Source organism: Escherichia sp. S10b, from assembly GCF_028421345.1.
Classification (GTDB): Bacteria; Pseudomonadota; Gammaproteobacteria; order Enterobacterales; family Enterobacteriaceae; genus ECMA0423.
The window spans coordinates 1-14,831 of record NZ_JAHZSO010000159.1; the positions used below are offsets into that span (position 1 = coordinate 1).

The following is a 14,831-nucleotide window of genomic DNA, read 5'->3' on the forward strand; positions in this document are numbered from 1 at the left end:
AAACTGCTGGCTGACCAGGGAGAGATCGAGGGAAAAGAGCGAAGAGAGTGACTGGTTCAGATGAAAGGAAACCACCGCAAAAGCGTCCGGCGGCAGGCCGTCCACTTCCAGTGTGAAACGTAATCCGGTTGACATAGCAACCTCCAGTAAAATGAATAATGATCCGTACCGTACAACTGCGGATAATGTGATAAGCGGGACGACTTCAGACGTTATTAGGGAAGGAACAGAAAATGCTATGGTTATGTGAGAATTTTGTTTAAATATTACTTTACAGAAACGGGTGTCTGTTCAGTCAAAAAAATAATCACAAGCTCAACCTCTTGTTTCTTGGCGTTATTCAGGACAGGTACGCATATCACAACGAGTAACAAAAACGTAAAGTTAAACCAATATTCATAATATATTTTTATTCACAGCAATAAATAATCCAATTAACATTATTAAAATGAATGATTGCATAAGAAATATATGCTACCGCTCCACCCTGATAACATGATCTGCACATTGCACATCTTAACGTTGTTAAATACTGGCTCAATAGTGGATATTTTAAATTAGGAATTTATCAAATTCACTTGATAAATAGATTGAGTGAATAATATAACAATTAATGATGATTAATCGCGATTAAATTATTCATTGCTTTATATGATAGATGGCTTGTTTATAACGATGAAAATTTAGAAAGGGCATTGTGATCTACAATTGGAAGAAACACAGATTTAACTAAGTTTCATATACAAACATCTCGTGAAACTTTGAAAAATAAAAGCCTTCGATATTTCATATGTTTAATAAGTTTTTCTCTAATTTGTTGATCAACAATACCAGGAGGTGATGCACCACGCCCTGAATTTGAACTTAATAATCACTCTCTCTCCGGCAGCATAATCACAAACCTTGTCCCCCGCGCATCTGACGTTACTGCAACCGTGCCTTTATGCGCGACAACAATCGATTTCACTATCGCCAGCCCAATGCCGCTACCTTCGCCTTTTCGCTGGCGGGAAGGGTCAACGCGGTAGAAACGGTCAAACAATCGCGGTAAGTGCTCGGGCGCAATGGGCGTACCGGGGTTTTCGACGGTAACTTGCACCTGGTGATCGACCGTCTGGCAGCGCACTACAATTGCCTCTCCGGGCGGCGTATAACGCAGGGCATTAGAAAGCAGGTTGCTTAACGCCCGACGCAGCATCAGCGGATCGCCCGCAACCTGACATTCGTCGCCAACAAATCGCAACTCCACGCCGCGATCTTCCGCTAACGCCTCGAAAAAATCGAACACTTTGCCGACTTCATCCGCCAGGTTGAGCATTTTCTTTTCGGGGATTAGCTGGTTGTTATCGGCCTGAGCGAGAAACAGCATATCGCTGACCATTTTCGCCATTCGCGTCAGCTCTTCGAGATTAGAGTAGAGCACATCTTCCAGCTCCTTCTGGCTGCGAGACTGGCTGAGGGCGATTTCCGTTTGCGTGATGAGATTGGTAATCGGCGTGCGAATTTCGTGAGCGATATCCGCTGAGAAATTGGACTGGCGGGTAAAGACATCCTCAATACGCTCGATCATATGGTTGAACGACAGTACCAGCTGTTCCAGCTCAATGGGCACGGTCTGCGGGTCAAGGCGAACGTCGAGATCTTTCGAGGTGATATTCTGGATTTGACGGCTGACGCTGCGGATCGGCGCGTGACCTTTATGTACCGCCAACAGTACGATAAAGACGATCAGGATGCTGATTACCGATGCGGTCATAATAAGTTTATTCATCAAATCATTTATGTAATGAAGATGAAAATCGATCGAAAGCGCGATGTAGAGCGTATAAATCGGTTTGCCGTCCACCAACGGGCCAACCGACAAGTTAATCATCCGCCAGTTGCTGTGTTCCATATGCCCGTGACCGTGGCCTGGCATCATAATCGTCGGGCCGGAAAGGAGATACACCTCGCCACCCCGCGCGTCTTTATCGGGTATGGCATCACGTGCAAACTCGCGGATATCAGGCGCACCGGGGGAGTGATACACCGTTTTGCCGTGGCTATCTGCCAGGGAAATCAACACGTTGGAATAACCACTGACGATATCTTCCAGCGTCATTAAGCGTCGGGCTTGCGTTTCGTCAGGGTGATTAAGTACCCGTTCAAGCGTGGCGCTAATCTCTTTTAAATCATTAATATCCTGCTCGGCAAAATGCACTTTTACTGAGTGGATCATGATCCATGCAAAGGCGAAAAACGCCGCGATGGTGGCCAGGCTGATAAAAAAGGTCAGGCGGGTTGCCAGCGAAAACGGGCGCTGAAATGGCTTACTGACCATCCGGCACCTCAAGCATGTAGCCCACGCCGCGCACGGTCTGAATTAGCTTCGGCTCAAAGTCGTTGTCGATTTTGCCGCGCAGCCGCTTCACCGCTACATCAATGGCGTTAGTGTCGCTGTCGAAATTCATGTCCCACACCTGCGAGGCGATAAGCGAGCGGGGCAGCACTTCGCCCTGATGGCGGAGGAAAAACTCCAGCAGAGTAAACTCTTTACTGGTCAGAGTGATGCGCGTGCCGCTGCGGGTGACTTTGCGGCTGACGAGATCGACCATCAGATCGGCAACCTGAAACTGACTTTCGATAATCACCGCCGCCCCGCGCCGCAGGAGAGTGCGCACCCGCGCCAGCAGTTCAGCAAAAGCGAACGGCTTCACCAGATAGTCATCCGCCCCCAACTCCAGCCCCTTGACGCGATGTTCAATGGTGCCAAGCGCGGTAAGCAACAGAATCGGCATCCCTTTATTGGCGGAACGCAACATGCGCACGATATCCCAGCCGTTCACGTCCGGCAGCATAATATCGAGGATTATCAGATCATAATCACCGGTCATCGCCAGATGGTAGCCATTCAACCCGTTGTCGGCCAAATCGACCACAAAACCGGCTTCGGTTAACCCTTTGGTCAAGTATTCTCCGGTTTTCTTTTCATCTTCGACAATCAACAGTTTCATATTTCCTCCGCATGTTGCCCGGGCAATTCTAGAGTAGCGGGATCAGATGGCAATCGCTTATTGGCAAAATGACAATTTTGTCATTTTTCTGTCACCGGAAAATCAGAGCCTGGCGAGTAAAGTTGGCGGCATAAAATCACCAGAAATTATGAGCCTATGTCTCCTTGTAAACTTCTGCCATTTTGTGTGGCCCTTGCGCTAACCGGTTGTTCACTGGCACCGGATTATCAGCGTCCGGCAATGCCCGTGCCGCAGCAGTTCTCACTCAGCCAGAACGGCCTGGTTAACGCAGCAGATAACTATCAGAACGCGGGCTGGCGCACCTTTTTTGTTGATAATCAGGTGAAGACGCTGATTAGCGAGGCGCTGGTGAATAATCGGGATTTGCGCATGGCGACGCTGAAAGTGCAGGAGGCACGGGCGCAATATCGTCTGACCGATGCCGACCGCTACCCACAGCTCAATGGCGAGGGCAGCGGCAGCTGGAGCGGTAATCTTAAAGGGAATACCGCCACGACACGGGAGTTTTCGACCGGCCTTAACGCCAGCTTTGACCTCGATTTTTTCGGTCGCTTAAAGAACATGAGCGAAGCCGAGCGACAAAATTATTTAGCCACTGAGGAAGCTCAGCGCGCGGTGCATATTCTGCTGGTTTCTAATGTCGCGCAAAGCTATTTCAATCAGCAACTGGCGTATGCGCAATTGCAAATAGCCGAAGAAACGCTGCGTAATTATCAGCAGTCATATGCGTTTGTCGAAAAACAACTGTTGACCGGTAGCAGCAATGTTCTGGCGCTGGAACAGGCTCGCGGGGTGATAGAAAGTACCCGCAGTGACATCGCTAAACGTCAGGGGGAACTGGCGCAGGCGAATAATGCATTGCAACTGTTATTGGGAAGCTACGGCAAGCTGCCGCAAGCGCAGACAGTAAACAGCGACAGCCTGCAAAGCGTTAAATTACCGGCGGGCTTGTCGTCGCAAATCTTATTGCAGCGCCCGGATATTATGGAAGCTGAACACGCGTTAATGGCGGCTAATGCTAATATTGGTGCTGCGCGTGCGGCATTTTTCCCCTCTATCAGCCTGACCAGTGGAATATCAACCGCCAGTAGCGATCTATCCTCATTATTTAACGCCAGCAGCGGGATGTGGAATTTTATTCCTAAAATTGAGATCCCCATTTTTAATGCCGGACGCAACCAGGCCAATCTGGATATCGCCGAAATTCGCCAGCAGCAGTCGGTAGTGAATTATGAACAGAAAATCCAGAACGCCTTTAAAGAAGTGGCAGATGCGCTGGCATTACGTCAAAGCCTGAACGATCAAATCAGCGCCCAGCAGCGTTATCTGGCGTCGCTGCAAATTACTTTGCAACGGGCGCGGGCATTATATCAGCACGGCGCGGTAAGTTATCTGGAAGTGCTGGATGCCGAGCGTTCTTTATTTGCAACCCGACAAACCTTACTTGACCTGAATTATGCCCGTCAGGTCAACGAAATTTCTTTATATACCGCACTTGGTGGCGGTTGGCAGCAATAATTTTTAACTCCAGGAGAGAATAAATGAAAAAAGCACTGCAAGTCGCAATGTTCAGTCTGTTTACCGTTATTGGCTTTAATGCCCAGGCTAACGAACATCATCATGAAACCATGAGCGAAGCACAACCACAGGTCATTAGTGCCACCGGCGTGGTAAAAGGTGTTGATCTGGAAAGCAAAAAAATCACCATCCATCACGATCCGATTGCTGCCGTGAACTGGCCGGAGATGACTATGCGCTTTACCATCACTTCGCAGACGAAAATGAGTGAAATTAAAACTGGCGACAAAGTGGCGTTTAATTTTGTCCAGCAGGGCAACCTTTCTTTATTACAGGATATTAAAGTCAGCCAGTAACCCAGGTTTAATGAGATGAAAAAAATCGCGCTTATTATCGGCAGCATGATCGCGGGCGGTATTATTTCTGCGGCAGGTTTTACCTGGTTTGACCGGGCTGAACCGCCCGCAGAAAAAACGTCGACCGCAGAACGTAAAATCTTATTCTGGTACGACCCGATGTATCCCAATACGCGGTTCGATAAACCAGGTAAATCGCCGTTTATGGATATGGATCTGGTGCCGAAATATGCCGATGAAGAGAGTTCTGCGTCTGGTGTGCGCATTGACCCGACTCAGACGCAGAATCTGGGGGTGAAAACGGCTACCGTCACGCGCGGACCGCTGACTTTTGCCCAGAGTTTCCCGGCGAATGTCAGTTACAACGAGTATCAGTATGCCATTGTGCAGGCTCGCGCTGCCGGGTTTATCGACAAGGTGTATCCGCTTACCGTGGGCGATAAAGTACAAAAGGGCACACCGCTTCTCGACCTGACCATTCCCGACTGGGTGGAAGCGCAGAGTGAGTATTTACTGCTGCGCGAAACGGGCGGTACGGCGACCCAGACTGAAGGCATTCTTGAGCGGCTGCGACTGGCGGGAATGCCGGAGGCGGATATTCGCCGCCTGATCGCCACGCAAAAAATCCAGACTCGCTTTACGCTCAAAGCACCCATTGATGGTGTGATCACCGCGTTTGATCTGCGCGCGGGAATGAATATCGCCAAAGATAACGTGGTAGCGAAAATTCAGGGTATGGACCCGGTGTGGGTCACTGCTGCGATCCCGGAGTCTATCGCCTGGCTGGTGAAAGATGCCTCGCAGTTTACGCTCACCGTTCCGGCACGACCGGATAAAACACTCACCATCCGCAAATGGACGCTGCTACCCGGCGTGGATGCCGCGACCCGCACGCTGCAGCTGCGTCTGGAAGTCGACAACGCCGACGAGGCGCTAAAACCGGGAATGAACGCCTGGTTGCAACTCAATACCGCCAGCGAACCGATGCTGCTCATTCCGTCACAGGCGCTGATTGATACCGGCAACGAACAGCGGGTGATTACCGTTGATGCCGACGGACGCTTTGTACCGAAACGCGTTGCCGTTTTCCAGGCATCGCAAGGCGTCACCGCGTTACACTCTGGTCTGGCGGAAGGTGAAAAGGTGGTTTCCAGCGGCCTGTTCCTGATTGATTCCGAAGCCAATATTTCTGGCGCACTGGAGCGGATGCGCTCTGAAAGTGCTACCCATGCGCATTGAGGGAATAACCAATGATTGAATGGATTATTCGTCGCTCGGTGGCGAACCGTTTTTTGGTGCTGATGGGCGCGTTGTTTCTGAGCATCTGGGGCACCTGGACCATCATTAATACGCCAGTGGATGCGCTGCCGGATCTCTCCGATGTGCAGGTTATTATTAAAACCAGCTATCCCGGTCAGGCACCACAAATCGTTGAAAATCAGGTGACTTATCCGCTAACCACCACCATGTTGTCGGTGCCTGGCGCGAAGACTGTGCGCGGTTTCTCACAGTTTGGCGACTCTTATGTGTATGTCATTTTCGAAGATGGCACCGATCCGTACTGGGCGCGTTCGCGGGTGCTGGAGTACCTCAACCAGGTACAGGGTAAGCTGCCTGCGGGAGTCAGCGCCGAGCTGGGGCCAGATGCCACGGGTGTTGGCTGGATCTATGAATATGCACTGGTGGATCGCAGCGGTAAGCACGATCTGGCCGATTTACGCTCATTACAGGACTGGTTTCTCAAATATGAGCTGAAAACCATCCCTGACGTTGCGGAAGTGGCGTCGGTGGGCGGTGTGGTGAAAGAGTATCAGGTGGTTATCGATCCCCAGCGCCTGGCGCAGTATGGCATCAGTCTCGCCGAAGTAAAAAGCGCGCTGGATGCTTCAAACCAGGAAGCGGGCGGTTCGTCGATCGAACTGGCGGAAGCGGAATATATGGTGCGCGCCAGCGGCTATCTGCAAACGCTCGACGACTTTAATCACATCGTTTTAAAAGCCAGTGAAAATGGCGTGCCCGTTTATCTGCGCGATGTTGCGAAGGTCCAGATTGGCCCGGAGATGCGCCGGGGCATTGCCGAACTAAACGGCGAAGGCGAAGTGGCGGGCGGGGTGGTGATCCTGCGATCCGGCAAAAACGCCCGAGAAGTGATCGCCGCCGTGAAGGACAAACTGGAAACGCTGAAAAGTAGTCTGCCGGAAGGCGTGGAGATAGTTACAACATACGATCGCAGCCAGCTCATTGACCGCGCCATCGACAACCTCAGCGGCAAGTTGCTGGAAGAGTTTATTGTGGTGGCGGTAGTCTGTGCGCTGTTTCTCTGGCATGTGCGCTCGGCGCTGGTGGCGATTATTTCGTTGCCGCTGGGGTTGTGTATTGCTTTTATTGTCATGCACTTCCAGGGACTGAATGCCAATATTATGTCGTTGGGCGGCATTGCGATTGCCGTCGGGGCGATGGTCGATGCCGCTATCGTCATGATCGAAAATGCACATAAACGGCTGGAAGAGTGGCAGCACCAGCATCCTGACGCCACGCTGGATAATAAAACGCGCTGGCAGGTGATCACCGATGCGTCTGTTGAAGTGGGGCCGGCGCTGTTTATCAGTCTGCTGATTATCACGTTGTCGTTTATCCCGATCTTCACCCTGGAAGGGCAGGAAGGGCGTCTGTTTGGCCCGCTGGCGTTCACTAAAACCTATGCGATGGCGGGTGCGGCGCTGCTGGCGATCGTAGTGATCCCTATCCTGATGGGTTACTGGATCCGTGGCAAAATTCCGCCGGAAAGCAGTAACCCGCTCAATCGCTTTTTGATTCGTGTTTATCATCCGCTGTTGCTGAAAGTACTGCACTGGCCGAAAACCACGCTGTTGGTGGCAGCGCTTTCGGTGCTGACGGTTCTCTGGCCGCTCAATAAAGTTGGCGGGGAATTTTTACCGCAGATCAATGAAGGCGACCTGTTGTATATGCCATCGACGCTGCCGGGGATTTCCGCAGCAGAGGCGGCGAGTATGCTGCAAAAAACCGACAAGCTAATTATGAGCGTACCTGAAGTGGCGCGGGTATTTGGCAAAACCGGGAAAGCGGAAACCGCCACCGATTCTGCTCCGCTGGAGATGGTAGAAACGACCATCCAGCTTAAGCCGCAGGATCAGTGGCGGCCTGGCATGACGATGGACAAAATCATTGAGGAACTGGATAACACCGTGCGGCTGCCGGGGCTGGCGAATCTGTGGGTGCCGCCAATTCGTAACCGTATCGATATGCTCTCGACTGGCATTAAAAGCCCCATCGGCATTAAAGTTTCCGGCACTGTGCTGGCGGATATCGACGCGATGGCGGAGCAAATTGAAGAGGTGGCACGAACGGTACCAGGCGTGGCTTCTGCGCTTGCCGAGCGTCTGGAAGGTGGGCGCTATATCAACGTTGAGATTAACCGTGAAAAAGCCGCGCGTTACGGTATGACGGTGGCGGATGTGCAGTTGTTTGTGACTTCTGCGGTGGGCGGGGCGATGGTTGGCGAAACGGTGGAAGGGATTGCCCGTTATCCCATTAATCTGCGTTATCCGCAAAGCTGGCGCGATAGTCCGCAGGCACTGCGCCAGTTGCCGATCCTGACGCCGATGAAGCAGCAAATCACCCTGGCAGACGTGGCCGACGTTAAAGTCTCTACCGGACCGTCGATGCTGAAAACCGAGAATGCGCGCCCGACGAGCTGGATTTATATCGATGCCCGCGATCGTGACATGGTGTCGGTGGTTCACGATTTGCAAAAAGCGATAGCTGAAAAAGTGCAGTTAAAACCGGGCACCAGCGTGGCATTCTCCGGGCAGTTCGAGCTACTGGAGCGCGCCAACCATAAGCTGAAACTCATGGTGCCGATGACACTGATGATCATCTTCGTGCTGTTGTATCTGGCATTCCGTCGGGTGGGCGAAGCGTTGCTGATTATCAGCAGCGTACCGTTTGCGCTGGTGGGCGGCATCTGGTTGCTGTGGTGGATGGGCTTTCATCTTTCCGTGGCGACGGGTACTGGCTTTATTGCCCTTGCCGGGGTCGCCGCCGAATTTGGCGTGGTGATGCTGATGTATTTACGTCACGCCATAGAGGCCGAGCCGTCGTTGAATAATCCGCAAACATTCAGCGAGCAGAAGCTGGATGAGGCGTTATATCACGGCGCGGTCCTGCGCGTGCGCCCGAAAGCGATGACGGTGGCGGTGATTATCGCCGGTCTGCTGCCGATTCTGTGGGGAACGGGGGCTGGTTCAGAGGTGATGAGCCGGATTGCCGCGCCGATGATTGGCGGCATGATCACCGCACCTTTGCTGTCGCTGTTTATTATCCCGGCGGCGTATAAGCTGATGTGGCTGCACCGACATCGGGTACGGAAATAAAAGCAGGATACCCCGTTTAACCGTGTGGATTGTGTCTTGCGACGATGGGCACTAAATGTTAAAAGGTGCCCCTCAACAAAAAAGACACACAGGGGAAAGGCGTGAAAAACGCGTCAACCGTATCGGAAGATACTGCGTCGAATCAAGAGCCGACGCTTCATCGCGGATTACATAACCGTCATATTCAACTGATTGCGTTGGGTGGCGCAATTGGTACTGGTCTGTTTCTTGGCATTGGCCCGGCGATTCAGATGGCGGGTCCGGCTGTATTGCTGGGCTACGGCGTCGCCGGGATCATCGCTTTCCTGATTATGCGCCAGCTTGGCGAAATGGTGGTTGAGGAGCCGGTATCCGGTTCATTTGCCCACTTTGCCTATAAATACTGGGGACCGTTCGCGGGCTTCCTCTCTGGCTGGAACTACTGGGTGATGTTCGTGCTGGTGGGGATGGCAGAGCTGACCGCTGCGGGCATCTATATGCAGTACTGGTTCCCGGATGTTCCAACGTGGATTTGGGCTGCCGCCTTCTTTATTATCATCAACGCCGTTAACCTGGTGAACGTGCGCTTATATGGCGAAACCGAGTTCTGGTTTGCGTTGATTAAAGTGCTGGCGATCATCGGTATGATCGGCTTTGGCCTGTGGCTGCTGTTTTCTGGTCACGGCGGCGAGAAAGCCAGTATCGACAACCTCTGGCGCTACGGTGGTTTCTTCGCCACCGGCTGGAATGGGCTGATTTTGTCGCTGGCGGTAATTATGTTCTCCTTCGGCGGTCTGGAGCTGATTGGGATTACTGCCGCTGAAGCGCGCGATCCGGAAAAAAGCATTCCAAAAGCGGTAAATCAGGTGGTGTATCGCATCCTGCTGTTTTACATCGGTTCACTGGTGGTTTTACTGGCGCTCTATCCGTGGGTGGAAGTGAAATCCAACAGTAGCCCGTTTGTGATGATTTTCCATAATCTCGACAGCAACGTTGTAGCTTCTGCGCTGAACTTCGTCATTCTGGTAGCATCGCTGTCAGTGTATAACAGCGGGGTTTACTCTAACAGCCGCATGCTGTTTGGCCTTTCTGTGCAGGGTAATGCGCCGAAGTTTTTGACTCGCGTCAGCCGTCGCGGTGTGCCGATTAACTCGCTGATGCTTTCCGGAGCGATCACTTCGCTGGTGGTGTTAATCAACTATCTGCTGCCGCAAAAAGCGTTTGGTCTGCTGATGGCGCTGGTGGTAGCAACGCTGCTGTTGAACTGGATTATGATCTGTCTGGCGCATCTGCGTTTTCGTGCAGCGATGCGACGTCAGGGGCGTGAAACACAGTTTAAGGCGCTGCTCTATCCGTTCGGCAACTATCTTTGCATTGCCTTCCTCGGCATGATTTTGCTGCTGATGTGCACGATGGATGATATGCGCTTGTCAGCGATCCTGCTGCCGGTGTGGATTGTATTCCTGTTTGTGGCATTTAAAACGCTGCGTCGGAAATAAGGCATTCACGCTACATCCGACAAAACGATGTCCGCTCTCATCCATTCGATGAGAGCGGTTTTTTTAATTACTGCTTAAATGCACCCGCCAGAGAGCGAATATCATTGCCGGTTGGCGACTGATGAAGTCGCAGACCAAACTCTTCGACAATCGCAAATATGTGATCGAATATATCAGCCTGAATGCTTTCATATTCCAGCCACACCACGGTGTTAGTAAACGCGTAGATCTCGAGCGGTAAACCGTTATCACCTGGAGCCAGTTGGCGTACCATTAAGGTCATATCTTTACGAATCCGCGGATGGTTACGCAGATATTCGTTCAGATAGGCACGAAAGGTTCCAATATTGGTCATTCGGCGCAGGTTTAATATCGACTCCGTAGAACCTTGCTGGCGATTCCACTCATTAATTTCCTGATGGCGGCTGGTTAAATAAGGTTTTAACAAGTGCGCTTTATTCAGACGTTGCATTTCGTCTTCATCAAGAAAACGAATACTGGTGACATCAATACTGATACTGCGCTTAATACGTCGCCCGCCAGATGCTGACATCCCGCTCCAGTTTTTAAAGGAGTCAGAAACCAGAGACCAGGTGGGAATAGTGGTAATGGTATTGTCCCAGTTACGCACTTTGACGGTGGTTAACCCAATATCGATCACCGCGCCATCCGCGCCGTATTTCGGCATCTCCAGCCAGTCGCCCAGTTTCAGCATATCGTTCGCGGAAAGCTGAATACCTGCCACCAGACCAAGAATCGGATCTTTAAAAACCAACATCAGCACGGCAGCCATTGCACCAAGACCGCTGATCAGAATCGCTGGCGACTGACCAATCAGCAGCGAGATCATCAAAATGCCGACCAGGATTGCGCCGATCAGTTTAATCCCCTGAAATATCCCTTTCAGCGGTAACTGAGATGCCGCCGGGAATTTCTGCGCCAGATTCAAAATAACATCCAGCAACGAGAAGACTGAAAGCAGCGCATACATCATGATCCACAACTGCGCGCAGGTAGTCAGAATATCTGCCGCTTCGGTGCCTTTTTGCAGCCAGAATACCGCCTGAATATTGACGATAATCCCCTGCAGGGTAAAAGCTAAACGGTGGAAGAGTTTATTCTGGGTAATGATTTGCAACCAAAGCCGTGAACTGGCGATGGCACGTTTTTCGAAGGTCCGCAGTACCACCCAATGCAAAATAATATGCACCACGACGGCGGTCAGAAAAATAATACCGAAAATCATCACCATCGAGGTGGTGTGATCGATCTCAATACCCGCTAAATCTTCAACCTGGGATATTAAATCCTGCATAACGTCTCCTTTATACAACAGCAGCCTATGATGACGGCTGAAACAGGGTTATGCAAATCAGGAGAATCTGAGGGGAAATAGCCGGGCAGATGCCCGGCAAGAGAGAATTACACTTCGGTTAAGGTTATGTTTTGCGGCAGACGAGATTTCGGCAGCGTAGCGTTAAAATCTTCAACGCTGTGATGACCTACCGGAACAACCACCAGACTGGTGTAGCCTTTCTCTTTCAGACCAAATTCTGCATCGAGGATGGCGGCGTCAAAACCTTCGATGGGTACCGCGTCCAGACCCAGCGCCGCCACGCCGAGCAGGAAGTTACCGACGTTGAGATAAACCTGTTTTGCCATCCACTCTGCATCATCATGCAGATCTTTACGGTGCATATCAGCGAAGAACTTGCGACCTTTATCGTTCGCGGCTTTCGCTTCCGGCGTGGCAAAGCGGCCATCAGCATCTTCCTGGTCAACAACCAGCTTCAGCCAGGCATCGTCCATCGCGGTTTTTGCACAGAACACCACGACGTGCGAGGCATCAAGTATTTTACGTTCGTTGAACACATAATTACCGGCAGCGGATTTGGCAACACGCGCTTTACCTTCTTCCGTGCTGGCAACAATAAAATGCCACGGCTGGGAGTTGGTGCTGGATGGGCTGTATTGCAGGAGAGTTTTGATCTGCTCGGCCTGTTCCGGGGTAAGTTTTTTACTGGCATCAAATGCCTTAGTGGAATGACGCTTTAAGGCGACAGAAATGATATCCATAAAGACTCCATGTGAAAGTAATTTTGCGTGCCAGCAGATTACAAGGTTCAACGAGAAATGGTAAGCGAGAAAAATGCGCTATAGATTTCCGCTTTAGCCTGGACGCACTCTTTTTTGATCGCGTTTAGCCAGACCATCAACCACCAGATTCCACGAATCGTTGATCAGATCGCGAAGTAACGCTTCGGAGATTTCCTCGCCGGGATACACCGAAATCCAGTGCTTTTTATTCATGTGATACCCTGGCTTAATGCTCGGGTATATCTGCTGATTTAACAGGGATTTTTGTGGATCGGACTTCAGATTGATAAAGGGGACGCCGCGCAGCTCCGACGACAGCATAAAAATTTTGCCGCCAATTTTAAAAACATCGAACTCCGGGCCAAAAGGCCAGCAAAGCTCGACAAAGGGTAACTCAAGGGCCAGGCGTTTCGCCGTTTCGTGCAGTGATTGCTTATCCATAAACGTTCCTTTAGGCGAAGGAGAATAAGCAAAGTATGCCGCGAAGTACGGCGATAATCGACGTTTAATCCGCCAGCGAGAACCAGCGTCGCCAGATAAAGCGCAGAACAAAATACTCAATAGCGCCCAGCACTAAAAACCACAGACAAAACAATAAAGTGTAAAGCTGGCTAAGATCCATCAGATGGAACATGGTCACCAGTTTTTGTGCCAGCGTCAGCCCCAGTGCGGGGGCGGGCAGCAGCAGGCAAGAGAGGAAAGCCATCAGCAAAATGCCTGCTGCGGTAGTCAAGGTTTCTAAAGGGTGTTTCATAACATTGTTAAATGTAAGTTAAAACACCATTGTCAGGGATATTCTTCTGTAAGGCAATTCCCTACTTAGTCACCGGCCCAGATCTCACAATGCTTTTTCACCAGCCCAATCAGCGAGCCACCATCGGCGACGAAATCGCGCATCAGCTGCGCTTCATTCAGACCGCTGACGACCTGGCGATGCAGGGCCTCAATCGCGCTCGATGCACCCATTTTATGTGCGGAAGGGGCGATTTTTTCCAGCAATCGCAAGGTATCTTCCGTTAGCGGTCGACGATCGCCAGTGTGCGGATCGGTAATGACGCCTTCCAGCCCATAGCGGCAGGCCTGGAAACGGTTGAATTTATACAGCAGGTAATCTTTCTCCTGATGTTTAAACGGGCGTTCCGTCAGTAACCAGTGGGCGGTGGCCTGAATTAATCCCGCCATATTTACCGCGTGGCTAAGGGTTAACGGGGTATCCATCACCCGAACCTCCACCGTGCCAAAATGAGGACTGGGGCGAATATCCCAGTGCAGATCTTTAATGCTGTCGATCATCGTGGTGTAACTCAGGCAGCGAAACAGGGCTTCAAATTGTTGCCAGTTACTGACCCACGGCATCGGGCCATTATCGGGAAAGGCGGAAAAAATATTCGGTCGTGAGGAGGCAAAACGCGTATCCGTTCCCTGCATATACGGCGACGCGGCGGAAAGGGCGATGAAGTGCGGCACAAACCGTGACAGGCCGTGCAGCAAATAAATGGCGTCATCGCCACTGGCGCAGCCAACATGGACATGCTGACCAAAAACGGTCGCCTGCTGGATGAGATAGCCAAAGTTTTCCAGCGTTCGTTGATAGCGTTCGTTGTCGCATACCTCCTGACGCTGCCATTTCTGAAACGGGTGCGTGCCACCGCCGCAAATTTCCAGATGATGGTCTGCGGCTGCCTGCAATACGACTTTCTGCATCGCTGAAAACTGCCCGGCAGCCTGGTTGATATCACGGCAAACATCCGTCGCCAGCTCCAGCATACTTTCGGTGATATCGTGCTTTACCTCTCCGGCCGTGATCTTATTTTTAACCGCGTCAATCAGCATTGAAGAGTCCTGGCTTAAGTCATAGCCCGGCGGATTAACCACCTGCATTTCCAGTTCAATACCGAGGGTAAAAGGTTCAGAAACATGAAAATCGGGTAATGGCATAGGTTTCTCTTAAGTTGGCGTTTTCTATTCAGTATA

The 14,831-nt window shown here is 51.2% G+C and carries 13 protein-coding genes; 5 read left to right on the forward strand and 8 right to left on the reverse strand.

Translation table 11 applies throughout. The annotated features are described in order from the left end of the window. The 3 genes from FTE26_RS10360 to cusR form a co-directional block, all read right to left on the reverse strand. Positions 1 to 135, reverse strand: a 135-nt coding sequence (locus FTE26_RS10360) for a hypothetical protein (RefSeq protein WP_001639463.1), incomplete at its 3' end; no start/stop codon positions are given. A 736-nt stretch (positions 136 to 871) separates the two neighbouring features. Further along, on the reverse strand, positions 872 to 2,320 hold the full coding sequence (gene cusS, locus FTE26_RS10365) for a Cu(+)/Ag(+) sensor histidine kinase CusS (RefSeq protein WP_000253805.1): 1,449 nt from the start codon (positions 2,318 to 2,320) through the stop codon (positions 872 to 874). Then, entirely contained in the window at positions 2,310 to 2,993 is a 684-nt protein-coding gene (cusR, locus tag FTE26_RS10370; protein WP_000770953.1) for a copper response regulator transcription factor CusR, read from the reverse strand. The genes cusS and cusR overlap by 11 nt, the downstream gene beginning before the upstream one ends. A 156-nt stretch (positions 2,994 to 3,149) precedes the next feature. Between cusR and cusC the strand changes: the two genes are divergently transcribed. The 5 genes from cusC to pheP all read left to right on the forward strand — a co-directional run bounded on the left by cusC (position 3,150) and on the right by pheP (position 10,760). Beyond that, positions 3,150 to 4,532 (forward strand): Cu(+)/Ag(+) efflux RND transporter outer membrane channel CusC, encoded by a 1,383-nt coding sequence (gene cusC, locus FTE26_RS10375; RefSeq protein ID WP_000074237.1) that lies wholly within the window; start codon positions 3,150 to 3,152, stop codon positions 4,530 to 4,532. A 23-nt stretch (positions 4,533 to 4,555) separates the two neighbouring features. Beyond that, positions 4,556 to 4,888 carry a Cu(+)/Ag(+) efflux RND transporter periplasmic metallochaperone CusF gene (cusF, locus tag FTE26_RS10380; RefSeq protein WP_000709875.1) on the forward strand — a complete coding sequence of 111 codons (333 nt, stop codon included), beginning with the start codon at positions 4,556 to 4,558 and terminating at the stop codon, positions 4,886 to 4,888. Positions 4,889 to 4,903: 15 nt separating this feature from the next. Then, positions 4,904 to 6,127, forward strand: a complete 1,224-nt coding sequence (gene cusB / locus FTE26_RS10385) for a Cu(+)/Ag(+) efflux RND transporter periplasmic adaptor subunit CusB (RefSeq protein WP_000717147.1) — start codon at positions 4,904 to 4,906, stop codon at positions 6,125 to 6,127. An 11-nt stretch (positions 6,128 to 6,138) separates the two neighbouring features. Further along, positions 6,139 to 9,282, forward strand: coding sequence for a Cu(+)/Ag(+) efflux RND transporter permease subunit CusA (gene cusA, locus FTE26_RS10390; RefSeq protein ID WP_000573940.1), 3,144 nt, complete (start codon positions 6,139 to 6,141; stop codon positions 9,280 to 9,282). Positions 9,283 to 9,383: 101 nt separating this feature from the next. Further along, positions 9,384 to 10,760, forward strand: a complete 1,377-nt coding sequence (gene pheP / locus FTE26_RS10395) for a phenylalanine transporter (protein WP_000786320.1) — start codon at positions 9,384 to 9,386, stop codon at positions 10,758 to 10,760. Between the two features lie 67 nt (positions 10,761 to 10,827). Here pheP and ybdG read toward each other — a convergent pair whose 3' ends face one another. From ybdG to FTE26_RS10420, 5 genes are all read right to left on the reverse strand, one after another. Continuing rightward, the gene (gene ybdG, locus FTE26_RS10400) at positions 10,828 to 12,075 is read right to left on the reverse strand and encodes a mechanosensitive ion channel YbdG (protein WP_001153146.1); all 1,248 of its coding nucleotides are present in this window, start codon (positions 12,073 to 12,075) and stop codon (positions 10,828 to 10,830) included. A gap of 107 nt (positions 12,076 to 12,182) precedes the next feature. Further along, the gene (nfsB, locus tag FTE26_RS10405) at positions 12,183 to 12,836 is read right to left on the reverse strand and encodes an oxygen-insensitive NAD(P)H nitroreductase (RefSeq protein ID WP_000351464.1); all 654 of its coding nucleotides are present in this window, start codon (positions 12,834 to 12,836) and stop codon (positions 12,183 to 12,185) included. 93 nt (positions 12,837 to 12,929) lie between these two features. Further along, positions 12,930 to 13,298, reverse strand: a complete 369-nt coding sequence (locus FTE26_RS10410) for an MmcQ/YjbR family DNA-binding protein (RefSeq protein WP_000360951.1) — start codon at positions 13,296 to 13,298, stop codon at positions 12,930 to 12,932. A gap of 64 nt (positions 13,299 to 13,362) precedes the next feature. Beyond that, positions 13,363 to 13,611 (reverse strand): DUF1158 domain-containing protein, encoded by a 249-nt coding sequence (locus tag FTE26_RS10415; protein ID WP_000682518.1) that lies wholly within the window; start codon positions 13,609 to 13,611, stop codon positions 13,363 to 13,365. Positions 13,612 to 13,676: 65 nt separating this feature from the next. Continuing rightward, on the reverse strand, positions 13,677 to 14,795 hold the full coding sequence (locus FTE26_RS10420; RefSeq protein WP_001130639.1) for a YbdK family carboxylate-amine ligase: 1,119 nt from the start codon (positions 14,793 to 14,795) through the stop codon (positions 13,677 to 13,679). Positions 14,796 to 14,831 lie beyond the last annotated feature (36 nt).